General features: G+C 57.8%; 16 protein-coding genes and 3 pseudogenes. 5 read left to right on the forward strand and 14 right to left on the reverse strand.

What is annotated here, in order from left to right; all coding sequences use genetic code 11:
* The 4 genes and pseudogenes from C2E16_RS01225 to C2E16_RS01240 form a co-directional block, all read right to left on the reverse strand.
* Positions 1 to 1,125 (reverse strand): GNAT family N-acetyltransferase, encoded by a 1,125-nt coding sequence (locus tag C2E16_RS01225; RefSeq protein ID WP_104951397.1) that lies wholly within the window; start codon positions 1,123 to 1,125, stop codon positions 1 to 3.
* A gap of 87 nt (positions 1,126 to 1,212) precedes the next feature.
* Positions 1,213 to 1,977: a hypothetical protein gene (locus C2E16_RS01230; protein ID WP_038629537.1), complete on the reverse strand. Its 765-nt coding sequence runs from the start codon at positions 1,975 to 1,977 to the stop codon at positions 1,213 to 1,215.
* 1 nt (position 1,978) lies between these two features.
* Positions 1,979 to 2,176, reverse strand: coding sequence for a hypothetical protein (locus C2E16_RS01235; protein ID WP_038629541.1), 198 nt, complete (start codon positions 2,174 to 2,176; stop codon positions 1,979 to 1,981).
* Between the two features lie 118 nt (positions 2,177 to 2,294).
* Positions 2,295 to 3,352: pseudogene (locus C2E16_RS01240) on the reverse strand (TonB-dependent siderophore receptor); the annotation flags it as partial.
* A gap of 242 nt (positions 3,353 to 3,594) precedes the next feature.
* Between C2E16_RS01240 and C2E16_RS01245 the strand changes: the two are divergent.
* A pseudogene (locus tag C2E16_RS01245) lies at positions 3,595 to 3,711 on the forward strand (helix-turn-helix domain-containing protein); the annotation flags it as partial.
* Between the two features lie 56 nt (positions 3,712 to 3,767).
* Positions 3,768 to 4,465 (forward strand): IS1-like element IS1A family transposase gene (locus C2E16_RS01250; RefSeq protein WP_103215986.1). Its coding sequence is split into 2 segments (ribosomal slippage): positions 3,768 to 4,017 and positions 4,017 to 4,465, totalling 699 coding nucleotides; the frame shifts between segments, so codons are not numbered across the junction.
* A gap of 313 nt (positions 4,466 to 4,778) precedes the next feature.
* On the opposite strand, the gene C2E16_RS20710 is transcribed toward C2E16_RS01250, so the two are convergent.
* Positions 4,779 to 4,922: a hypothetical protein gene (locus tag C2E16_RS20710; protein WP_156462404.1), complete on the reverse strand. Its 144-nt coding sequence runs from the start codon at positions 4,920 to 4,922 to the stop codon at positions 4,779 to 4,781.
* A 953-nt stretch (positions 4,923 to 5,875) separates the two neighbouring features.
* Here C2E16_RS20710 and C2E16_RS01255 point away from each other — a divergent pair.
* Both C2E16_RS01255 and C2E16_RS01260 read left to right on the forward strand, forming a co-directional pair.
* Positions 5,876 to 7,276 (forward strand): cation:proton antiporter, encoded by a 1,401-nt coding sequence (locus tag C2E16_RS01255; RefSeq protein WP_038629558.1) that lies wholly within the window; start codon positions 5,876 to 5,878, stop codon positions 7,274 to 7,276.
* A gap of 210 nt (positions 7,277 to 7,486) precedes the next feature.
* Positions 7,487 to 8,416 carry an alpha/beta hydrolase gene (locus C2E16_RS01260; RefSeq protein WP_038629560.1) on the forward strand — a complete coding sequence of 310 codons (930 nt, stop codon included), beginning with the start codon at positions 7,487 to 7,489 and terminating at the stop codon, positions 8,414 to 8,416.
* A 101-nt stretch (positions 8,417 to 8,517) separates the two neighbouring features.
* On the opposite strand, the gene adhP is transcribed toward C2E16_RS01260, so the two are convergent.
* Positions 8,518 to 9,531 (reverse strand): alcohol dehydrogenase AdhP, encoded by a 1,014-nt coding sequence (gene adhP, locus C2E16_RS01265; RefSeq protein WP_038629561.1) that lies wholly within the window; start codon positions 9,529 to 9,531, stop codon positions 8,518 to 8,520.
* Positions 9,532 to 9,791: 260 nt separating this feature from the next.
* Here adhP and C2E16_RS01270 point away from each other — a divergent pair, with 260 nt between their 5' ends.
* On the forward strand, positions 9,792 to 11,618 hold the full coding sequence (locus tag C2E16_RS01270) for a glycoside hydrolase family 15 protein (RefSeq protein ID WP_084970598.1): 1,827 nt from the start codon (positions 9,792 to 9,794) through the stop codon (positions 11,616 to 11,618).
* A 124-nt stretch (positions 11,619 to 11,742) separates the two neighbouring features.
* Here the strand turns inward: C2E16_RS01270 and C2E16_RS01275 are convergent, their stop codons facing one another.
* From C2E16_RS01275 to gorA, 8 genes and pseudogenes are all read right to left on the reverse strand, one after another.
* Positions 11,743 to 12,843 (reverse strand): fimbrial protein, encoded by a 1,101-nt coding sequence (locus tag C2E16_RS01275; RefSeq protein WP_244555308.1) that lies wholly within the window; start codon positions 12,841 to 12,843, stop codon positions 11,743 to 11,745.
* Between the two features lie 9 nt (positions 12,844 to 12,852).
* A complete protein-coding gene (locus tag C2E16_RS01280) occupies positions 12,853 to 15,393 on the reverse strand; it encodes a fimbria/pilus outer membrane usher protein (RefSeq protein ID WP_052133992.1) in 2,541 nt (846 codons plus the stop codon).
* Between the two features lie 14 nt (positions 15,394 to 15,407).
* Positions 15,408 to 16,073, reverse strand: coding sequence for a fimbrial biogenesis chaperone (locus C2E16_RS01285; RefSeq protein WP_038629564.1), 666 nt, complete (start codon positions 16,071 to 16,073; stop codon positions 15,408 to 15,410).
* 71 nt (positions 16,074 to 16,144) lie between these two features.
* Entirely contained in the window at positions 16,145 to 16,711 is a 567-nt protein-coding gene (locus C2E16_RS01290) for a fimbrial protein (RefSeq protein WP_038629568.1), read from the reverse strand.
* A 742-nt stretch (positions 16,712 to 17,453) separates the two neighbouring features.
* Complete coding sequence (locus C2E16_RS01295; protein ID WP_038629570.1) at positions 17,454 to 18,725, reverse strand: c-type cytochrome; 1,272 nt, start codon at positions 18,723 to 18,725, stop codon at positions 17,454 to 17,456.
* Between the two features lie 4 nt (positions 18,726 to 18,729).
* A complete protein-coding gene (locus C2E16_RS01300) occupies positions 18,730 to 20,499 on the reverse strand; it encodes a GMC family oxidoreductase (RefSeq protein ID WP_038629571.1) in 1,770 nt (589 codons plus the stop codon).
* 46 nt (positions 20,500 to 20,545) lie between these two features.
* Positions 20,546 to 21,270 (reverse strand): annotated as a pseudogene (locus C2E16_RS01305) (gluconate 2-dehydrogenase subunit 3 family protein).
* 275 nt (positions 21,271 to 21,545) lie between these two features.
* A complete protein-coding gene (gorA, locus tag C2E16_RS01310) occupies positions 21,546 to 22,898 on the reverse strand; it encodes a glutathione-disulfide reductase (RefSeq protein WP_038629576.1) in 1,353 nt (450 codons plus the stop codon).
* Between the last annotated feature and the right edge of the window lie 130 nt (positions 22,899 to 23,028).

A 23,028-nucleotide genomic window follows, 5' to 3' on the forward strand; every position in this document is an offset into this window, starting at 1 on the left:
TTATTCACCCCGGCGGTAGGGGAGCGACGCGCGCGCTTCCTCCGCCCACTGGCGCACGCCTTCCCGCTCCTGCTGCAAGAAATCCGCTATCGCCATCTGCAATCCCTCGTGGCGCAGGTAGTGCCACGAGCGGGTTATCACCGGCTCAAAGCCGCGCACCAGCTTATGCTCGCCCTGCGCGCCCGCGTCGAAATGGCGCAGCCCGTTAGCGATAGCGAACTCCATTCCCTGCCAGAAGCAGGTTTCGAAATGCAGCCGGTCAAATTCCGCCAGGCAGTCCCAGTAGCGGCCGTAGAGCGTATCGTCGCTGAGCAGGCTAAAGGCCATCGCCACCGGCTGCGCCTCGCGCTGGGCGAAAACCACGCGGATCGCCGTTGGCATCCGCGCCGCCAGCAGGCTGAAGAAGTCGCGCGTCAGGTAGGGCAGCTGGCCGCGCACCGCGTAAGTGTTGGCGTAGCAGCTGTAGACGAAATCCCATTGCGCCTCGCTCAGTTCGCCGCCGCTGAACCACTGAAAGGTGATGCCGTTTTCAGCCACCTGCGCGCGCTCTTTGCGGATCTGTTTACGCTTGCGCGACATCAGCGTATCAAGGAAATCCTGAAAATCGCGGTAGCCGGGATTATGCCAGTGGTACTGGCAGCCGAGGCGCTCCAGCCAGCCGGGCTGCGTCGCCAGCAGCGCATCGCCGCGCGCGTCGGTGAAATTGATATGCGCGCCGGAGAGGCCGTGCCGCGCCAGCGTTTCCGGCAGCGCCTCCAGTAGCGCCGTCAGCGCCTGTGCGTCGCCCAGCAGCCGCGGCCCGCTGACCGGGCTGAACGGCACCGCGCCCAGCCATTTCGGATAGTAGCGAATACCGGCGCGGCGGCAGGCGTCCGCCCAGCTGTGGTCAAAGACATATTCGCCCCAGGAGTGGCTTTTGCCGTAGCCGGGCAGCGCGGCGCGCAGGCGCCCCTGTTCGAACCAGGCGAGATGCGCCGGCTGCCAGCCGCTTTCCGCGCCGACGCTGCCGCTCTCTTCCAGCGCGCTGAGAAAGGCGTGACGTAAAAAGGGCTGAGTGTCGGACAGCAGGCTGTCCCAGTCGTCGGCGGAAACGGCGTTAAGCGAAGCAAGAAAGGAGAGCGACATCAACAGACTCCGGCAGAGAGCGGGCCGCCTGGCGACGGCCCGCCCGAAAGTGAATATTCACCTTAGCATATTCCCGCGCGCAACCGCTTAGTCGCTGTTCTCACGCATGTTCAGCGCCAGCGCGCTGGCCGGATCGAACAGCGACAGGCTTTCGATCTGGTCGAGCAGGATAACCTTGCGGAACGCCAGCGCCGACTGCGGCTCCGACGTCAGCGTAATGTCATGTTTGGCGTACCAGGCGCTGTAGTTATGCTCCACAATCAGGTCGAGCGTTTTGCTGTCGCGGTAGCCGCTCAGCATCGGGATCAGCACCACGTTATTGGCGTCGGCGCTGTCGAAGGACGAGGTGTGGATCATGCCGATATAAATGCGATGCGAGGTAAGGGTGATCCACGCCAGCTCTCCCTGTTCCATGCACTGATAGAGCAGATGCTCCACGCCGTTGGAGCGCGACAGCGAATTATAAAGCTCGCGGCGGCCCTGACCGTCGAGACGCGCGCTGCCCGCCCAGTTGGAGCGATAGAGGCAAAACAGCACGGCGAAGGTGAGCATAATCACTACCGGCGCCTGGATGCCGAGAAAGCTCCAGTTCATAAACTCGATGTGGTAGCTGTGATGCTCCGCGCCGAAATAGTGCGGAAACGCGTTCATGGTGGCGGACGCGGCCAACAGCAGCAGCCAGATAATGGCGGTAGCGATAACGCCCTGAATCACGAAAATACAGCCGTAAAGCGCCACCAGAAAATAGACGTCCCAGCCGAAGGTGCGTTTGAATTTAAAACGGGTGGAGAGGTCGCGGCTGCTGTACCAGTAACCGCAGACCATCAGCACCATAAATATCGCCGTTCCCATTTTATGCCCTCTTCAATGCTTCAACGTGGCGGGCAAAATCGTTCTGCACCTCCTTGCTGTGGATATTGACCATCGCGCTGCCGTTTTCATCAATAATGATGCGATCGCCATCGTCAATAGAGTCCTGAACGTCATCCTGGGACATCACCTGAAGCAGTTTCTCCGGGCTGGTAAAGAGTGAGCGAATCAGCTTTAACATTTATTTTCCTCCTTTCACCACTAGTGTAGGAAGGGATGGCGGCTTTGGGACGGGATCAGTCTGAATCGAAGGCGAAACGGCAAAAAAAACGGGCGCGGCGGCGCGCCCGTGGCAAAAATCAGAAATCGACGCTGGCTTTCAGTACAATTTCGCGCGGTTCGCCGACGGTGACGCGCAGATTGTTGCCGCTGGAGGAGTACCAGGTGCTGTCGAACAGGTTTTTGACGTTGACCTGCCATTTCACGCGATAGCTGTCGATCGGCGTGGTCCAGGCGACGAAGGCGTCGGCAACGGTATAGTCGTCGAGATAAAAACTGTTGGCGGCGTCGCCCGGACGGCGGCCGACGTAGCGCGCGCCGATGCCTGCGCGCAGATCGTCCGCGGGCAGCAGGCCGGTCGCGCCGAAGTCGTTAGTCAGGAACAGCGCCGCGGTGTGGCGCGCCACGTTAGTTAGCTCGTTGCCGCGGTTCTCCGGGTCAGCGGTGACGCGCGCGTCGGTGTACGCATAGCTGCCCACCAGACTCAGGGTTCGGGTCAGGCTGCCCGCCAGATCCAGTTCGACGCCCTGCGAGCGTACTTTGCCTGCGGTGCGCGTAACGCTTTCGCCATCCACCAGTTCGCTCACCATCACGTTGCGTTTGTGAATGTCATACAGCGCCAGCGTGCCGGTGACGCGGCCAGGCAGATCGATCTTTGCGCCCACCTCCCAGGCTTTGCCCAGCTCCGGCGGTGGAGGCGGGCATCTGGTCGTAAACCGGCTGATAAACGTTGAAGCTTTTGTCTTTCGCGCCGCGGATCATGTCGCCGCGAAAGGTGCGGTCCGCTTCATAATCGAAGCCGAACAGCAGCTGATGGTTGACGCGTCCCCAGTCGACGTCGCCGTTCAGCGTCAGCTGCACCATCTGCGAGCGGCTCTGCGCATCAACGGTGGCGTCCGCCTGGCGTGTCAGCACGCCGGTTTCGGCGTTAAAGGCGGTGGCGCGCCTGGCTGTCGCTGTAGGTATTGCGGCTGAAGGCCCAGGTGAGCTGCGAGCGCCAGCGGTCGTTCAGCATCTGGTCGAGCTGGAAGCTCAGGGTATCCTGATCGCCGCGCGTGGCGTTGTAATGCTCGTCGAAGCGGCGCTCGCGCGGGACATCTACCGGTTTGCCGCTGCGCGGATCGATGACCGTGCCGCGATCGAACGGCGTAAGGTATTCCATATGCTCCCAGGCGACGCGCACGGTGGTGGACTCGCCATACCACATCAGAGAAGGGGCGATCACCGTCTGACGCTGGCGGCCGAAGTTGCGCCAGTGGTCGGTTTCATCATCAGAATGCCTCCGGGAAACCCTGGCCTTCAGGCCGGGGAGGAAAGGAGGCGGTTTTCCGACTAACTGTCTTTTGCATAATCACATTTTCCTCTTTAGTATGTGAAGACATGAAACGCGCATATAAATACCGGTTTTACCCGACAACTGAGCAGGTTGAACTTTTAGCTCAGACGTTCGGCTGTGTGCGCTTCGTCTACAACTCCATCCTCCGCTGGCGTACCGATGGGTGATGCTGCCAACTTACTGATTTAGTGTATGATGGTGTTTTTGAGGTGCTCCAGTGGCTTCTGTTTCTATCAGCTGTCCCTCCTGTTCAGCTACAGACGGGGTGGTGCGTAACGGTAAAAGTACTGCCGGACATCAGCGCTATCTCTGCTCTCACTGCCGTAAAACATGGCAGTTACAGTTCACATACACAGCCTCTCAACCCGGTACGCACCAGAAAATCATTGATATGGCCATGAATGGCGTTGGATGCCGGGCAACCGCCCGCATTATGGGCGTTGGCCTCAACACGATTTTACGTCACTTAAAAAACTCAGGCCGCAGTCGGTAACCTCGCGCATACAGCCGGGCAGTGACGTCATCGTCTGCGCGGAAATGGACGAACAGTGGGGCTATGTCGGGGCTAAATCGCGCCAGCGCTGGCTGTTTTACGCGTATGACAGGCTCCGGAAGACGGTTGTTGCGCACGTATTCGGTGAACGCACTATGGCGACGCTGGGTCGTCTTATGAGCCTGCTGTCACCCTTTGACGTGGTGATATGGATGACGGATGGCTGGCCGCTGTATGAATCCCGCCTGAAGGGAAAGCTGCACGTAATCAGCAAGCGATATACGCAGCGAATTGAGCGGCATAACCTGAATCTGAGGCAGCACCTGGCACGGCTGGGACGGAAGTCGCTGTCGTTCTCAAAATCGGTGGAGCTGCATGATAAAGTCATCGGGCATTATCTGAACATAAAACACTATCAATAAGTTGGGACCATTACCCGTTAAACTTTATTAATTCGGTAAAATTAATTACTACTCTATGTTCGTGCCAGTGGTCTTTTACCTGAGGTAAAGATTTAATGTCCAATTTTATTAGGCAGGTTCCTCTTATGCGGTGCTGCAGCCTGCTGCAGGCCATACTGGGAGCGTACCGTAATCACAGAGAAATCACACACCATCCTTCGTGGTTCCTGCTTCGCACTTCAAATAGTAAGCAACTGAATAAATAGATATTTACGTATTGAGTGATCACCGAACGGCTGACGGCCGGGCTTGTGGAGCTCCGCATTCAGATCGACTAATAGTCAGCCGGACTGTGCTCGGCTGCCTGGCATGAGCCGCCCACCTGTTTCTGACCGTCAGCGGTGCGGATTTTATCATGCCGTTTGGCTGGCGCCATTGCAGCGAACTGCTGCGCCTGCTGAGGGTATATCACCACCATCCGGGTATCATTCCGCAGGGCTGGCAGGGGCATGGCGCGATATTTTCAACCCGTGCCACTGTCGCCGATGACGTGATCGTGGGGCTTGATGCGCTGCAAACACGGGGAGCTGCAAACACGGGGAGCTGCATCAGACGCTGTAAAGCCTGCGCTGTAGTTTGAGCAGTTATCTTATTTATTCAGCCACGCTGCTCCTGTCCAGATACTGTGCGCGATAGAATGCGTATGCTCCGCAATATCCGTTTCTCCATACGGATTATTACTCACCTGACAGTCTGCGCCGCCAATGGTGTTGCCATTGTCACCACTACGTCATAACCCGGATATGCCGCTGTTATCGGCTCACGGAAATACCTGGTACTGTCTGCACTCAGTTTCGGTATTCTGATTTTGATATACCCTCAGGCCACGCCAATACAAGTACTTGTTCCATCGCTACTGAGCGGGCTTGGTTTTTTTAGCCGTACCAGTGTTACAGCCTCTGGTATCGCTGAGAACAGGCCGGTGCCGGCACCCTGGTGGCGCGCGGACAGGCTAACGCGGATATTGCGGCAGGCCGCCTCCTGTAACTCTGCTGCTGTCCTTCCTGTGACAAGAGATCCTTCCGGGAAGCTTTTTTGACCTGTCAGTCAGGGACCAGCGAATCACATCTATGATGAGTTGATAGTGAGTTACCTGACATGCGGAAAGCCGCCGACCGTTCGCTCAGCACTCATCAGCAAATTTCTTCCCCTCCGTGCCGGTGCGCTGCGAGGAGTTACGGGTGTCGAGCCAGAGGGCCTCAATACAGATACCTCGGATGAACGGTTTCAATCTCACCACGCTCTGCTTCGAATGCCCTTAGCCATCTGCTTTTCTCTTATTTCCTTTACCTCCACTCTGCTTTTCCCCGCAGGCGCTATGGATATATGCCAGGCTTAATCCATTCAGTAAGAAATTATCACGGGAGTAATATGGATTTCCTTGGCTGGACCGCCACCAGTGGCGGCTTATTACTGGTTATGTCACTGGCGTCGGGATGGATTCACCGTGGGCCGGTGACTTCTTTTGGTCTGTTTTTACTGTTTGGCATCCTGTTCGGGCCATGGGCGCTCGACTTGGTCAGGCTCGATGTGCTGACCCATCCCGATCTGGCGGCGCATATTACTGAAATCACCATTGCCGCCTCGCTGTTTATCACCGGGCTGAAGCTGCGCTTGCCGCTGAAAGCGAGCAGCTGGCGCATCGGCGGCCTGCTGGCGTTCCCCGCTATGCTGCTGACGGTGCTCGGCATGATGATGGTGGTGCACTGGATCACCGGCTTTTCCTGGCCGCTGTCGCTGGCGTTCGCCGCGATCGTCGCGCCAACCGATCCGGTGCTGGCCAGCCTGATATCCGTCAACCATGCGGGCGACGACGACGCGATGCGCGTGGCGCTCTCCAGCGAGGCGGGAATGAACGACGGTTCGGCACTGCCGCTGCTGATGCTGGCGCTGCTGCTGTTTCAGGGTCAGGAGCCGGTCTCTGCCGGGCTGTTCGGCCACTGGCTGCTGAAAGATGTACTGTGGGCGATCGGCATGGGATCGCTGATCGGCTACAGCTTTGGCCGCCTGATCGGCATTATGGCCACTCGACTGCGCAGCGTGCACAACGATATCGCGCCAAATGATTTTCTTGCGCTGGCGCTGATCGCCATTAGCTATGCGGCGGCGCAGACGGTTGAAGCCTCCGGCTTCCTTGCCGCTTTTGCCGCAGGCATCGGGCTGCGTCACGCGGAAGTTTACGTGGTGAAAACCTTTCCGCCGGAACAGCTGCCGGAAGACAACCGCATGGCGCCGGCGGAGCTGCTGGTCAACCCTAACCAGCGCCATTTGCAGGAAGATTACGGCCCGGCGCATTCGGTAGGGCTGGTGGTGGGTGATGCGCTGTCGTTTGGCGATACGGTGGAGCGTCTGCTGGCGGCGCTGATGGTGGTGGCGCTGGGCGTCACGCTGGCGTTGCACTGGAACCCCGCCGGCCTGCTGCTGGCTGCGGTTCTGTTTCTGGTGATCCGTCCGCTGGCGGTCTGGATTTCGACCATCGGCACCGGCATGCCGACGGGACGGCGCTGGTTGATTGGCTGGCTCGGCATTCGCGGCATCGGCAGTATCAACTATATTGCTTACGCCTGGATGCACGGCATGTCCGGGCCGCAGGCGGAAACGATGGTGGATATGGCGTTGACGCTGGTGGCCGCCAGCGTGGTGGTCCACGGCATCACGGTGACGCCGTTGCTGAAACGGCGTCAGGTCTGGCAGGCAGCGCGGCGTCAGAAGGAAGAGGAACGGCGCAAAGCGCGCCAGCAGGTCAAAGAACGGGAGAACGCGCAGCGGTAACGCTTTATTTCCTTTCTGCTAAATCTAAATAACGCTGACGGCGATCACGTTTTTCGGGCTAAGATAATACAGCGACGCTGTTCAGCGTTGGTCCCGATTGGCAGACCCCGACATCATTAACGACACGTTGTTAAGCAACGCTCGGGTGGCCCTTTGCCTTATCGCTTTTCATGGTTTGGTTTTAACGTTTGAGAATGACGGGCATGAAGCATGATTAGTCGTCGGCGTTTTCTTCTGGGGGCCGGCGCCAGTTTATTTTCTATCAAGACCGGCAACCTGTTCGCGCGTCAGAATGTGATTCCGCTATGGCCGGAAACGCCGCCCGGCGGCGGCGGGCCGTCCGGGGCGCTGCATATCAATAAGTCCGGTTCCTGGTCCAATATCGTCTGTCCATCGATTCAGCGTTTTCAGCCGGGGAAACCTAACGGCGAAGCGGTGCTGATCGCGGCGGGCGGCGGCTACTGCTGGATCGGCATGGGGCGCGAAGCCTGGCCGGTGGCGCGCTGGCTGAACGGCTTCGGCTATACCACCTATGTGTTGAGCTACCGGCTGCCCGGCGAAAAATGGCATGCCGGGCCGCTGGCGGCGTTGCAGGATGCGCAGCGGGCGATCCGGCTGGTGCGGACGATGGAGAATCGCGTGCATGCGCTGGGCTTCTCCGCCGGCGCGCATCTGCTGGGCATGGCGGCCGCGCGGCCCGACTACGCCACTTACGCGCCGCAGGATGAGCTGGACGCCGTCGCGCCGTCGGTTGACAGCGTGGGGCTGATCTATCCGGTGATTACGCTCCAGGCGCCTTATAACCATACCGTGACCCACCGCATGCTGGCGGGCCGACACGCTACGCCAGAGCAGGAAGCGCAGTGGTCGATTGAAAACTTCGTCACGCCCGCCTATCCGCCGACTTTCCTGGCGCAGGCGGAGGACGATCGCATTTCGCCGCCGCAGAATACCCTGATTATGCGTGAAGCCTGCCGCCGCAAGGGCGTGCCGGTGGAGCTGGTGCAGATCAGCCGTGGCGGTCACGGCTTTGGATTAGGGCAGGCGGGCACGCCCGCCGCCATCTGGGATCAGGCCTATGCGCTCTGGTTGCAGTCGCGCCGCCGTCGCCGCGTGCCGCTGCGCACCGAGTCGATTTAAGCGGGGCGACAGCCCGCGACGCGGATGACGCTGGGCCAGCCCGCCGCAGACGCGCAAACAAGCTGACCCGCCTGGCGGCGGCCGGTTAAGGCCGCAACGCGCTATTTATGGGTGAAATCGATCACCATGCGGCCACGGATTTTCCCGCTCTCCATCTCATGAAAGATTTCATTAATCTCGTCAATGGCGCGGCGCTGCACGCGCGGCACCACTTTGCCTTCCGCCGCGAACTGGAATGCTTCCGCCAGATCTTCACGAGTGCCGACCAGCGAGCCGACCACCTCAATGCCGTCCAGCACCAGACGCGGAATATTCAGGCTCATCGACTCCGGCGGCAGGCCGACGGCGACGATGCGTCCCCCGGCGCGCATGGCGTCGACGGCGGAGTTAAAGGCGGCTTTGGCGACCGCGGTGACCACCGCCGCATGAGCGCCGCCGACGCGCTCCTGAATGATTTTCGCCGCATCTTCATTGCGCGAGTTAATCGCCATATCCGCGCCCATTTCCGTGGCGAACGCGAGCTGATCGTCATTGATATCTACCGCGATGACCTTCGCGTTAAAGACGTTTTTCGCGTACTGCAACGCCAGGTTGCCCAGGCCGCCCAGCCCGTAGATGGCGATCCATTTGCCCGGACGAATGCCGGAGACTTTTACCGCCTTATAAGTGGTGACGCCCGCGCAGGTCACGCTGCTGGCCGCCGCCGGATCGAGGCCGTCCGGTACTTTTACCGCGTAGTCGGCGACGACGATGCACGCTTCAGCCATGCCGCCGTCGACGCTGTAGCCAGCGTTTTTTGCGCTGCGGCACAGGGTTTCATTGCCGCTGTTGCAATATTCGCAGTGTCCGCATCCCTCATAAAACCAGGCGACGCTGGCGCGATCGCCCGGCTTCAGCGAAGTAACGCCCGGCCCGATCTCTTCCACAATACCGATGCCCTCATGGCCGAGAATAATGCCGGTCGCGTCGCCGAAATCGCCGTTCTTAACGTGCAGGTCGGTATGACAGACGCCGCAGCACTCCATTTTCAGACGCGCTTCGCCATGTTTCAGCGAGCGCAGCGTTTTTTCCACAACTTCAACGCGATGATCTTTGGTGACAACAGCTGCTTTCATATCGTGTCTCTCCGTTGGTGAGGTTGGGTCATATCCTTTATGCGTTTTACGGGACGAACAGGCGCGTCCGGCTGACCGTGCCGTTCGCCTTTTCCTCTATGCTAACCATTAAGAGGTATACGCAACGCAGCGATTATCCAGAGTGTGACAACGATCACCGGTGTACTACGCTTAACGAATGCCTGCCAGCGCAGCGCGAGAAGCCAGCCTTGCCATGTGCGCCTCTCTGCGCTGCCGTTCAGATAAAGGAAAACGTCGCTGTGAAGAACATGACCTACCATTCTCCCGCCCGCGAAAAAGGCTATGCCGGGCTGGGCGACTACGCTGCGATTGGCGAAGGCCGTTCCGTCGCGCTGATTGCGCCCGACGGCGCCATCGACTGGTGGTGCGCGCCTAATCTCGATTCGCCGCCGCTGTTCGACCGTATTCTTGACGCCAGCAACGGCGGCTATTTTCAGGTGGCGCCGACCGCGCCGTGGCGAATGCAGCGCCACTATCGGGAGAACAGTAATGTACTGGAGACGCGCTACCAGACCGACAGCGGCGAGGTGCTGATAACGGAATCGCTGAACAGCACCCTGGCGGGACGATTGCCGTGGAATGAGCTGGCGCGACGCGTGGAAGGGGTAAGCGGCGAGGTGGAGATGCAGGTGATTTTCCAGCCCGGCACGCGCGCGGAAACCTGCTCACCCTGGCATAACAAGGTTAACGGCCATCCGCTGTGGCACATCGGCGAACTGATGGCGATGCTGCGCCTGACCGATGATGTGCGCATCGAACAGTGCGACGATGTGCGGCTGACCGCCACCTTTACCACCTCGCCGGCGTCGCGCTCGCTGGTGGCGCTGGTGACCACCGAGCGCGAGCCGCTGGCGATCCCGGCGCCGGAGAAAATCGATGAGCGCATCGAAACCAGCCATACCGCCTGGCGCGACTGGGCTGACGGGCTGGCGGATCACGGGCGCTACGACAGTCATGTCAGGCGCTCGGCGCTGGCGCTGAAGTTTCTCTGGTATTCGCCGACCGGCGCGCTGGCGGCGGCGGCCACCTCCTCGCTGCCGGAAAAGCTCGGCAACGATAAAAACTACGATTACCGCTACGCCTGGATACGCGACGCCTGCCTGATTATCAAGGCGTTTGTTTATCTGGGATCGCTGGAAGACTGTAAGGCGGCGTTTTCCTGGCTGTCGAACACCATTCGCCGTCACGACGGCGGCCTGCGCGCCTGCTATACACTGGAGGGCGGCCAGGTGCCGGAAGAGCGCAATCCGCCGCTGGAAGGCTATCAGGGCACGCAGCCGGTGCGGGTCGGCAACAACGCCCGCGATCAGGTTCAGATCAGCATGTATGGCGATATGCTGGCGACCGCGCGATTGTTTATCCGTGCGGGCCACGTCCTGGATCTCTCAACGTCGCGTCTGCTCGGCAAGCTGGCGAACCACTGCGCCGACAGCTGGCGGCAGAAGGATTCCGGCATCTGGGAACTGCCTGAAGAACAGCACTATACTCACTCGAAAATGGCCTGCTGGCTGGCGCTCGACCAGGCGGTCAAGCTGGCGGAAGACAGCCATATTGAACCGACCTGGGTAGGGCGCTGGGAGCGTGAGCGCGATCGTATCCGCGACTGGATCGAGACGCACTGCTGGTCAGAGCAGCGCCAGGCCTACACCTTTTACGCCGGGACGGAACGGCTCGATGCGGCGGTGGCGCTGACGCACTATTACGGCAGCAAAGTGAACCCGCAGCGGATGCTGTCGACGCTGACGCAAATCCGCGAGGAATTAGGACGCGGCGGCGTGATGCTCTATCGCTATTCCGACGTGGAGAAAGAGGAGGCCACCTTTGTCGCCTGCTCTTTCTGGATGGTGGAGGCGCTGGCGGAGCTGGGCGAGCGCGAGGCGGCGCAGCGCGCGATGGATGAGATCCTGGAGCAGCTCTGTCAGCGCGGCAACGTGGAAATCTTTAATGAGATGTTTGATATCCATACGCAGAACTGGCTGGGCAATATGCCGCAGGGACTGAGCCATCTTTCGCTGGTTTGCGCCGCCAACGCGCTGGCGGACGCTAATCCGGGACATCGGGTGTAACCGCAGGCTGTTTTAAACCGCGGGCGCAAAGCGGGCTTTTTTTGGCGAAGGTCAGCTTCGCGCGCCGCCGGGTTATCGATCGGCCTAAAGGTCGCCTTTTTCAGGAGCCGGTTAAGCGCGCTGATTAGTTATAGATCAATACAAAGGTCGCCATGCTGTTGGCGGTTCCCGCCGACACCCTTTCTTCGGTCTGCACATACTCCGCGGTAAAGTTGATGTTCTCCGCGTGGCCAGCGTCGCTTGCCGTAATGGTTTTTACCACCGGCAGGTTGCTGGCCTCGTTAATCTTGACGGGGGTGCCTGCGGCTGGAGCCGGGGCGGGATTTTGACCGTATCTCAGCTTTACGCCCACGCCGCGCGCCGCATCGGCCTGCTGGGTTAAGGCCAGGGTATCAGGCATATCGGCAGCGGCGGTAACGCCGAAAAAGCCGACCCTGATGTCTGTTCTCGCGGTGCAGTACACCGGTAGCGAAAACGTTTTTACATTGCCTGCGGTCTGGCCTTTGCCATGGAAATCCGTGCGGCTTACGGTGCCAAGATCGACATTGATAGTGGATCGGGTGACCTGGCAACTGCCTTGCTGACCAATATCGACGTTCATCGCCGCCAGATCGAGCGTCGCGGCAGGGCTGGTCACGCTGCTTGCCGCGCCCGCTGGCTGATATTCTATATAAAGTTTTCCAATGTGCGGGAGCGGATCCATCTGTCTGTGGTTGCCATCGATCAACTCTACGTTGCCGGTTTTGTAAAAGATCACGTAGATCTTTACGATAAGCTCGCGCAGGTCAAGCATTGAGGCAGTCTGCCTGCTGTCGCATAGCGTAACGGACTCGCTGCCGGCTGGCGCGTCGGCGCCGTCGATATAGCGAATCGCGCCGCCGTTGCACTGTAGGCCGAGCGCATAACCGATTCCCTTGATACTGCTGGGAAAAACGTGGCGGCCATTGATAATCGTTTCAGGTGCGCCATTTTGCTGATACACAATGCGTTTCCATGTCGCCGTCGGCGCCTGACGATCGCAGGTAAAATGAACCCCGCCGCCGTTGTCCGCCATCGGAGTCGTCATTTGCATATCCGACGGCAGCGTCGGCAGGTATTTAATATTTTGCAGGTTGATGGTCATCTGCGACGTTGCCGGACCGCAGTTTTCCGCCTGACCAGCCTGGCTCCAGAGACCCGCCATTAGCGCAAGGGATAAGCCGAGCGCGCGCAATAATGTATGCATAAACACCTCTTATAAGCACAGGCCGCTGACCGTTTTTACCGGAGACTGCCGCTGGTTATTGGGGAGGCGGAAATGCATAACGCACTTCCGCGTGACGTTACTGGACTGCCAGCGCGCCTCAATGGCGCCCCGGTCAGGAATGCCGCTCAGATAGACCTGTCCGCCATCGGCGACCATGCCGCTGGCGGGCGCACCCTCTTCTTCGCTGTAGACGAGCAGCCGCGCGCTGGCGCCGAACGGCAGCGGGCCCTCTTTATTTTTCAGTGTAAAGAGCACCCGGTTGCCGATATGGGTGCGGTAGTTCGCCTGTACGACGGCGCCGCCGCCAGGGATGACCGTCTGTCCTTCCAGCTCGACGTCGGTGTCGTCGGCCAGGGTTTCGGTATCAAGGGTGATGTAATTTTTTCGGTAAGGCGTCAGCGTGGGAACCACAGCGTAACCGCGCCAGTCGGTGTGAATATTATTGCCGTTCTGAATCGCCACATGCGATGCGCCGGGGGCGCGCACGATGGCGAAGGTGTCGTCGGTAGGCTGGCCGAGCGTAACGCCGTGCGGATGCGCCACCACCGAGCCTGATGCGCCCCAGGTTATCTGGCGACTCAGGCTATCGTGCCGGTAGCCCAGCTGCGCGGTGCCGTATCCGCCGTGATAATCGAGCGATGCGCCGCCGTTGTGCCCTTGCCCCTGGCTATCGTAACCCTGTTGTACGCTGTAATAGAGGTTATGCTTATCCAGCAGCGTGCCGTAAAGCGAGACCTGCTGAGAGCTGTAGCCGTTGCTGGCGGAAAGGGTGTTATAGCTGATGGTGTGATCCGGCAGCCAGCGGTTCAGCGGTACTGAAATGTTGAAGGAGATCGAGCGATCTTTTTTATGTCGATCCGATGATTTGGTGAGGTAGTAGCCCACTCCCCAGGAGATGCCTTTCCATCCGCTGTAGAGGCCGAGATGCACCGTCTCATCATGGCCTTCGGCATGCCAGTACTGCTGGGAATAAAAGGAGGCGGTGAGGCTGCCGATATCGCCGAGCGACTGGCTGACGGCGATCTCTTTGCGGCTGCGTTTGTTGTTCACCAGCCCGCTGCGGCTTTCCAGCGCGTTGGCCTCGCCAAATTCATAGTAGCCGCTGGAGGAGTAGCGATAGCTGGCGAGACTGAAAGTGGTGCCGGTCAGGTTAATATCTTTCTGGTACTGCGCGCGCAGCGAATGGCCGGAATAGTGGCGATGAGAAGGCGCCTCGGTCGCGGCCAGCGTGGCGTCCAACCCTATCGATCCTAATTCGCCGAAGCCGTGCCCGACGCCGAAGGCGTAAGCCTGATAGTTTTCCGCCAGCTGCGCGCCGCCGGAAAGGGTAAAAGCCCAGGGCAGACCATAATAGAGCGACGTCTGCACAAACTGCGGCGTACGCGTCTGCTCAACGCCTGAATGATAACGGCCGGCGCTGAGGCTGAATTTCAGGCGTCCTTCACGCAGCATAAAAGGCACGGCGGAGTAAGGCTGGGTAAAGGTCTGCACGGCGCCGTTGCTCTCCTGAACCTTCACCTGTAAATCGCCGCTTTGCGCGGTGGGATTGAGATCCTTTATTGCGAAGGCGCCCGGCGGAACGTAGGTTTCATAGATGACGTAGCCGTGCTGCGAAACGGTGACTTTGGCGTTGCTGTGCGCCATGCCGCGAATAACCGGCGCGAAGCCGCGCATGCTGTCCGGCAACATCTCATCCTGCGAAGCCAGCTGCACGCCGCGAAACTGCACGCTGGTGAAAATATCGCCGGGCGTATAAATATCGCCGATGCGCAGCTGGCTTTTTAGCGTTTTCACGTCGCATTGCAGCCAGGTGCTCTGCGACTGCCAGCGGCGGGTTTTGTCCCAGGTCATCGAGGAGATATTGCGCAGCCGCCAGCCGCCGAGGTTAACGCCGCTGCGTAAATTCAGATAGTTTGTGGTGGTGTCGCTTTCTGCCTGGCGGGTTTGCGAACCGGACAGGCTGTAGTTGATAAACGCGGCCGGAATGCCGTCGTTCCAGCGCGCCGGATCGACATAGTCACGGCCTGGCGTATTCATCGCCGCCTGCGGAATGCTCAAATACAAACGCAGCCCGGTAAAATCGAACTGACTGCTGGCGTCGGGAATATACTGATCGATGCGGGTCAGGGTTTCGCCTTCATGCAGCTTGCCGAATGAGGAAAACGCGCTGACGTTAACGCCATATTCCGCCAGCTGCGCGACGGTCAGCACCGGCTGTAGCCTGCCGTTCTCCTCGACGAAGGTGACGTTGCGCTGTTCCATCTCCTGGTTGTTGACCAGCACCGTCACCAGATAATCGCCCGGCTGCTGGCCGCCCGCTTTAGCGAAATAGTGCAGATCGGCCGTTTTCTGGTATGGATCGGAGAGCTCCAGCGCCGCCGGGTCGAAATAATCTTCAGCTCGCGCCGGGCGGTAGTGGCACAGCATAAAAAGCGCTGCGGGAACCGCAGCAAGCAGCGCTGCGCTTCCTGCCGGGGCGTGCAGCGGGAAACGGCCATGCCAGCTAGCTGAGGACGCTTTTTTTGCCATAGGGCCGCCAGGGTCTACTGTTGCGCGTAATTGGTGATGCCGCCGAAATCATTGATGGCGCGCCATTTGATGACGCCCGTTGCATTGATCGGCCAGCTTTGCTCGGCTCGCGGACCGATCATGCCGGGTTCGTCAATCGCTTTCCCGCCGACGCTGAGCGAATAAAAAGAGACAAAATAGGGCGTCGGATTATGTGCGACCAGGCGATTGCCCTTCAGCTGAAAAGTGAGTTTCTTCCAGGCGGTGTCGGGGTCGCCCGGCAGATTATTTGGCCGATAAAAGAGCTTAAATTTAGATTTAATATTGATTTGTAGCTTATTGATTTCGCCCTTTTTCGACGGCGCAATACTTTTCACATTCAGCCAAAAAACAGATTCGCGATCGGTTGGCAGCGGCGCGCCGGTAAAATTAATGCGCAGCAGATTCTGCTGTTCCGGGTCCAGGCGGAACAGCGGCGGCGTCACGATAAAGGGCGCGCGGCTTTTATCGGTTTCGGAATAGTTTTCCACCCACGACTGCACTAAAAAGGGCGAGCGGGTATCGGCATTCGTCACCGAAATGGATGCTTCTCGTTTACCTTCCTGATAAATAACGCGGGTTCCACCCATAACGAGGCCAGCCTGAGCCAGGTGTGATAACAGGAGAAAGAGTCCAGCAATACCTGAAAAGAAACGTTTCATAAGCAGCAACCATCAATCAGGGAAATAAAACAGCGGGGTATTGAGCAGGGAGAACCCTGCTCAATAATGACTTAGTTGTAAACCATGCTGAAGTTCACCACGGCGTTGGCTTCACCCACGGTCACATCTTCGCTGGTGGAGCGATAGTCTGCGTAAAAGGTGAGTTCGGTGTCTTTATCATGCGTTTTAATGTCGTGTTCGTTGGTGACATGGCCGAGCTTAACTTTCTGCTGTTTGTCATCTTCGTACAGCTGGATCGCTACGCCGGTAGCGGTGCCGGGGCCGTTGTTGATCGCCAACAGCTCCTCGTTAGCGTCCGCAGCCTGCCCGTCAAACAGCACCGCGACTTTGGTCACCGTATCGGGGCAGTCCTTCACGGAGATATGGAAAGGCTGTTTTTGGGTTTCGGTGCCTACGGTAGTGAAGTAACTGCTTGCCCAGGTGCCCAGACGAACGTTTTCATCGATTTTCGCCGTGTCGACATTACAGGAGGCGTCGGTAATATTGCCGGTGAAATTGATCTGACCGCCGGGGCCTTGCGCGCCGCCTATGTCGCCTGGGTTGGTGCCTGCTGAAATAGCCGCACCGGATGCGAAGCAGGATAAAATTAATGCCATAACGCGTAACTCTGTTTTCATGCTTGCTCTCTTTATTAATTTATATCCACAGCAGTTTGAGCGCCGGGCCACATCAGGCATGACGCATCTGCCGTCAGGTCCTCCCTGATAATATTAATTTCGTTCCGTCGAGAGATGATAAATAGGTTCCCGCCCTCCGCCGCATAATATTGTCAGATGCAGCAACAGGTCAGGTTAATTGATATAAGGTAAAGGAGGTATAACTAACGCGGGGAAATAATAACGCTGAAAAAATAATATGCAATAACTTATTATGTAGAATTTAGGTTAAGCAAATGTTCATTTGACTTAAGTTTAAACTTTAATTACCTATTTTAACATTGTAATAATATGATTAATGGCGAGCAAAATATATTTTGCGGTAAAAGTTAACAGGGAATTAAATATATTAACCTGACAAGGGTCGCTGGGCTGGCACCGTCTCAGGCATTCACGTAGCGGGTTTATTATTTTATAACATGAATAATTTGCCCGGATTTATAAATTATCGCTTTTCCCAGGGGTATTTTTGCACAGTCGGGTAAAAAGACGAATAATTAAAACAGTGGCAGGTATTTATATTATTAAACAAAGATGCGGATGATATATCACCCTCAAACGCCAATAAGATTAATCTGCTGCTTTCGCCGTTTAATGTAGCAATCATTATGCTGGCAGCCGTCTGCCAGCCTTCCATTAAGAAGCGTTGTTTAAGCAACAATAAAAAAGGCCGGATAGCCGGCCTTGAGTGAAATGTTAACGGTTAGTTGCCGTGGCTGAGATGCTGGCGCACCTCGCTGACCTGCTTGCTGGTCACCTCAGGCGCATTGTTGTTCCAGCCCTGGCGGATAAAGGTGGCCAGCTTCGCCACCTCCTCGTCGCTCAGGCGATGAGCGAAGCCCGGCATCGCCAGCGTGGACGGCGCTTTCGCCGTTGAAGGCTGCTGCGCGCCCGCAAGGATCGTATGAATCAAACCGACCGGGCTTTCCGCATTGACGATGGAGGCCTGATCCAGCTCCGGGAAGACGCCCGGCGCGCCTTTGCCGTTAACGAAATGGCAGGCGTTACAGCTATCCAGATAGAGGCGCTCGCCTTCCGTCAGGTTTTTCGCAGCGGTAAGCTTCGCGGCGGTTTGTTCCACCTTCTGGACGTCCTGTCGGCTCAGGGAGGGATTACCTCCCAGGAATTTCAGGTAAGCGGCGATCGCTTTCAGATCGGCATCGCTCATATGCGACGAGCTGTGCTCCACCACGGAGGTCATCTCGCCGCCGACCGACGCTTTATCATTACGGCCGGTTTGCAGATAGTCGACAATCTCCTGCTCGCTCCAGCGCGGCATGCCGCGCAGGGAAGGCACCGGCCAGCCGTTCAGGTCGCCGCCCGCCAGGAACGCGGATTCGCTGCTGTCGAGCGCCTTCTCGTTCATGGTGATGCTGCGCGGCGTATGGCAGCTGCCGCAGTGGCCCAGGCTTTCCACGAGGTAAGCGCCCCGGTTGACCTCCGCCGATGCGCCGCCGATCGGCTGGAACGGCTTATCGGAAGTAAAGGCCCAGTTCCAGAAACGCATGCCCCAGCGCTGGTTGAACGGGAAGCTCAGTTTGGTTTCCGGCGCGGCAACGGCGGCAGGTTTCACGCCCTGCATAAAGTAGACGTAAAGCGCGTGAATATCCGCGTCGCTGATTTTCGCGTAGTCGGGGTAGGGCATCGCCGGATAGAGGCGCGAGCCGTCCGGCAGAACGCCTTTGCGCACCGCGTCGGAGAACTGCTGTTCGCTGTAGTTGCCGATGCCGAACTTCTTATCCGGCGTGATATTGGTCGAATAGATGGTGCCGAGATTTGATTCGATCGCCAGGCCGCCCGCATAGTCGGGCTTGCCCGTCAACGAGTGACATGCCATGCAGTCGCCAAGGCGGGAAAGATATTCGCCCTGCTTAATCAGCTGCGCCGTATCGTCAGCCTGCGCGCCGACAGAAAACAGCGCGGCCAGCGCCACCACATTGCCAGTGATAAAATTTCTGAGAGTAAACAGCTTCATGCGCTTATACCTGTACCAGTGGGCCGGGGTTTTTCAGATACTGTTCTTTGATCGCCTGTGCCGCCATCAGGGTAATCGCGCCGATGGTATCGGTCGGGTTGGCCTGGAAGTTTTGCGGGAAGGCGTTGCCGCCCGGCACGAATACGTTATGCACATCCCAGCTTTGCAGGTAGCGGTTGAGCGCCGAGGTTTTCGGGTTGTCGCCCATTACCGCGCCGCCCACGTTATGTGTGGAGACATACTTGGTCAGATCAAATTGCGCATCCATCGGCAGAAAGCTCATGCTCATGCTGTCCGGGTTGAGTTCCTTCGCGATATCGCCCACGATGCCCTTCAGGTACTGCTGAAGCTTAAGCTCGTTCTGTTTCCAGTTGAAGGTCATGCGCAGCAGCGGCTGGCCGTGCTCATTGGTGTAGTTCGGATCGAGATCCAGATAGATGTCGCGGTAGGACATGCAGGTAGTGGTGATGCTGATCTTCATGGAATGGCCGTACCACTCCTCCAGACCCTCTTTCCAGCCCATGCCCCATGACGGCGTGCCCTTCGGCAGCGAGGTGCCGATCGGCGTGCCGGTCGCCTGCGAACTGTGGATCTTCGCGCCGCCGATAAAGCCCAGGCCCGGACCGTCGAAGTTGCCCGGAGAGATGTCGTTGAACATCTGTCCGGTCGGGCCGGAGGTGGCGAACGGATTGAAGTTTTTATCTTTAAAGAAAAGCGTCGCGCCGCCGTTGCTCAGGAAAGCGTAGTTGCGCCCAACCACGCCCTCTTCGGTAATCGGGTTGTAGGGCTTGCCAATGCCGGAAAGCAGCATCAGATGGACGTTGTAGAGCTGGAAGCTGCTCAGCACCACGATCTTCGCCGGCTGGAAGCATTCGTTACCCTGTTCGTCGATGTAGATCACGCCTTTCGCCGTTTTCTTATCGTCGTGCAGCACTACCTTCAGGACGTTGGCGTTCACTTCATAAGAGAAGTTGTCCATGCGCTTCAGCGCATCCATCACCGCCGTCTGCGGCGAGGCTTTGGAGTAGTTCAGGCAGGGATATTTACTGCAATAGCCGCAGTAGTTACAGGGCGCGATCTGGTTGCCGTAAGGGTTAGTCCAGGCGCGCGACACCGCCGCAGACGGGTTAGGGAACGGATGGTAGCCCAGCTTTTTGGCCGCTTCGGCGAACATCGCGTTATTCAGCGTATCTTCCAGCGCTGGCAGCGGATAAGGGTTGGAGCGCGGACCTTCAAACGGATCGCCGCCTTCCAGAATTTTGCCGCGTAGGTTGCCGGTGTTGCCGGACTGGCCGCAGATGCGTTCAAACTTATCGAAATAAGGCTCGATTTCATCCCAGGTGAACGGGAAGTCCATGATGCGCATCTCTTCCGCGAGGATGCCCGGCTTATAGGCCTGGTCCGCATAGGTTTTGAGCTTTAAATCGGTTGGCGTTGGGCGGATCAGCACGCCCGTCCAGTGCAGGCCTGAACCGCCCACGCCGCCGCCCGGCACAAATGCGCCCCATTTGCGGGTCGGCAGCGCCGTCTGGTCCATGTTATAGCGCACGGTGACCGCCGATTCCGCAGGTGTGGTCATCACTTTATTGCGTACCGCGTAGGCATATTCATCGGCCGGTTTCGGATAGGCGAATTCGGCGTAGTCACGCTCCGGCCCTTTTTCTAACGCCCGTACCGTTAATCCCGCCATCGCCAGCTCGATGCTCATCAGCGAGCCAGCCCAACCCAGGCCGACCACGACGACGTCGACTTCTTTCTTATTTAGCTGTGCCATTCTTTACCTTGTAAATATTGCAAAAACACGCATTGCTTCGCGCCCGTCAGGCGCGCTCGCCTTTGATACTCACCGGCCCTAACGGATAAGGCACGTTGTGCTGTTTCACCCACTCCAGGAAGCTGGCGCGCGCGCCAGGAAAGCCGATGGCGATCCAGGCTTTCATGCCCTTGTTGCCGCCGTACATCGGATCGGAGAGGTAGCCATGTTTGGTATCGGAAATCAGCTGGCTGAAAAAGTGCGACGGCTTCATGTTCGCTTCGCCAAGCGCGGCGAAATCGATGCCATCTTTTTGCAGATGCGTCAGCACCTGATCTTTTTCCTGCGGCGTCAGCTGATGGAAAGGCTTCTGATAAGCGTTAATGCTCCATTTATTAATCAAGGGAATCGCGATTTTATAGAGCTGTTGCGGACGGTAGGGGATTTGATACCCCATCGTGGCAGGCGCATGGGCGTTAAACGGCCCCTGCATATAGATTTCTTCGCCCATATCGCCGTGGAGCTGCTGGTCGATAAAAACCGGCACGTTGGTCTCCAGCGCGCCGGGGCTTTACCTTTGCCGCCAGCGGGGATCAGGCGGTCGGTTGCGGCCAGAATAAACTGCCATTCTTCAGCGTTAAAGAAAATGGGCTGGTAGTCGTTGAGTTCTGGAGCGGCCATTTCAGCGGCCTGTGCTGCGGTAAGTCCTTTAAAAATCATATCGCTTAACGGCAAAGCGACAAGAGCGCCGAGTAAGAACTTGCGGCGGGATGTTTCTTTATTAAACAACATAGCCCTGGATGTCTCACATAATGTTAATAAAAATAGATCTAGTATTTCTGGTTGTTCCGTTTATGTTTATTTATTAACGAGATATACACATTTATAAATTACCTAATATTAACGTATGTAACAAAATGATTATAAAAACAGGAAAACGTTGCGAATGAGAGGCCTAGCGTGCAAACGCGACTCAGGTAAGTATTGGACCTGAAAAGAGAAAAGGCCAAACGCCCAGGGGCGTTTGGCCTTTAACAGCTTGCTTTGAAAATTGAAAATGTCAAAAATCAACGCATAGTGACAAATTCTTCCGCTGCCGTCGGGTGAATAGCGACGGTGTTGTCGAAATCTTTTTTGGTCGCGCCCATTTTCAGCGCCACCGCGAAGCCCTGCAAGATTTCATCCATGCCGAAGCCGATGCCGTGGATGCCGACGATCTTCTCTTCTTTACCGACGCACACCAGCTTCATGCGGCACGGCTGGCGGTGCTGCGTGACCGCGGTGTACATTGCGGTAAAAGCAGATTTATAGACTTTCACCTCGTCGTCGCCGTAGTGAGCGCGCGCTTCCGGTTCGGTCATGCCGACGGTGCCGATTGGCGGGTGGCTGAACACCACGGTCGGAATATTGCTGTAGTCCAGATGCTCGTTCGGCTTGCCGTTGAACAGGCGCTCGGAGAGGCGGCGGCCCGCAGCGACCGCGACCGGCGTCAGCTCTACCGCGCCGGTGTTGTCGCCGACGGCATAGATGCCCGGCACGCTGGTATTCTGGAACTGATCCACCTGAATGTAGCCTTTTTCATTCAGCGCCACGCCGGTTACCGCCAGGTTAAGGTTATCGGTCGCCGGTTCGCGGCCAATCGCCCAGATCAGGCAGTCGACGGTCTGTTCTTCGCCGTTTTCCAGCTGTAACGTCAGGCTGCCGTCCTGATTTTTCACCACCGCTTTCGGCACGGAATAAGTGTGCAGCGTCGGGCCTTCAGCGTTCATCACTTCCACCAGCGTTTCGCTGAGCAGCGGATCGAACTGACGCAGCGGGCCTTCTTTACGCACAAACAGATGGGTTTCGGAACCCAACGCGTTCAGTACGCCGGCGATTTCCACGGCGATATAGCCAGCGCCGACAATCGCGGTGCGCTTCGGCATGGCATCCAGCTCAAAGAAGCCGTCAGAGTCGAGGCCATATTCCGCGCCAGGGATCGCCGGATGCACCGGACGGCCGCCGGTGGCGATCAGAATATGATCGGCGGTGATCTTCTCGCCGTTCACTTCGACGGTGTGGGCGTCGACAAAGCGAGCGAAGCCTTTAATCACGTCGACGTTGTTTTTGCCCAGCACGGTTTCATAAGAGGTGTGGATGCGATCGATATAGGCGCTGCGGTTTTTCACCAGCGTCTGCCAGTTGAACTGGTTCACGGTGGTATCGAAGCCGTAGTCAGGGCCGTAGTTATGGATCGCTTCCGCGATCTGCGCCGCATGCCACATAACTTTTTTCGGAACGCAGCCGACGTTAACGCAGGTGCCGCCCAGCTCTTTCGCTTCGATCAGGGCGCATTTCTGGCCATACATCGCCGCACGGTTAATGGAGGCGATACCGCCGCTGCCGCCGCCGATGGCGAGGTAATCATAATGTCGGGTCATTGAGCGAGCTCCAGAAAGTAAGAAAAGAAAACTGGCGTAAGTGTACCGCCACTCGCTGATTTCCCGCAAAGTTTGCGCCTATGATTGCAACAGGAGCCGACTTTTTCGTCGCTTCGGTCAGGGCAGACGC

This window comes from Mixta calida, from assembly GCF_002953215.1.
GTDB lineage: Bacteria > Pseudomonadota > Gammaproteobacteria > Enterobacterales > Enterobacteriaceae > Mixta > Mixta calida.

Bases quoted from the DNA above. Each gene is read 5' to 3' on its own strand.
- C2E16_RS01225 (WP_104951397.1), bottom strand. From the start codon at position 1,125: ATGTCGCTCTCCTTTCTTGCTTCGCTTAACGCCGTTTCCGCCGACGAC.
- C2E16_RS01230 (WP_038629537.1), bottom strand. From the start codon at position 1,977: ATGGGAACGGCGATATTTATGGTGCTGATGGTCTGCGGTTACTGGTAC.
- C2E16_RS01235 (WP_038629541.1), bottom strand. From the start codon at position 2,176: ATGTTAAAGCTGATTCGCTCACTCTTTACCAGCCCGGAGAAACTGCTT.
- C2E16_RS20710 (WP_156462404.1), bottom strand. From the start codon at position 4,922: ATGGTGGTGATATACCCTCAGCAGGCGCAGCAGTTCGCTGCAATGGCG.
- C2E16_RS01255 (WP_038629558.1), top strand. From the start codon at position 5,876: ATGGATTTCCTTGGCTGGACCGCCACCAGTGGCGGCTTATTACTGGTT.
- C2E16_RS01260 (WP_038629560.1), top strand. From the start codon at position 7,487: ATGATTAGTCGTCGGCGTTTTCTTCTGGGGGCCGGCGCCAGTTTATTT.
- adhP (WP_038629561.1), bottom strand. From the start codon at position 9,531: ATGAAAGCAGCTGTTGTCACCAAAGATCATCGCGTTGAAGTTGTGGAA.
- C2E16_RS01275 (WP_244555308.1), bottom strand. From the start codon at position 12,843: ATGCATACATTATTGCGCGCGCTCGGCTTATCCCTTGCGCTAATGGCG.
- C2E16_RS01280 (WP_052133992.1), bottom strand. From the start codon at position 15,393: ATGGCAAAAAAAGCGTCCTCAGCTAGCTGGCATGGCCGTTTCCCGCTG.
- C2E16_RS01285 (WP_038629564.1), bottom strand. From the start codon at position 16,073: ATGAAACGTTTCTTTTCAGGTATTGCTGGACTCTTTCTCCTGTTATCA.
- C2E16_RS01290 (WP_038629568.1), bottom strand. From the start codon at position 16,711: ATGAAAACAGAGTTACGCGTTATGGCATTAATTTTATCCTGCTTCGCA.
- C2E16_RS01295 (WP_038629570.1), bottom strand. From the start codon at position 18,725: ATGAAGCTGTTTACTCTCAGAAATTTTATCACTGGCAATGTGGTGGCG.
- C2E16_RS01300 (WP_038629571.1), bottom strand. From the start codon at position 20,499: ATGGCACAGCTAAATAAGAAAGAAGTCGACGTCGTCGTGGTCGGCCTG.
- gorA (WP_038629576.1), bottom strand. From the start codon at position 22,898: ATGACCCGACATTATGATTACCTCGCCATCGGCGGCGGCAGCGGCGGT.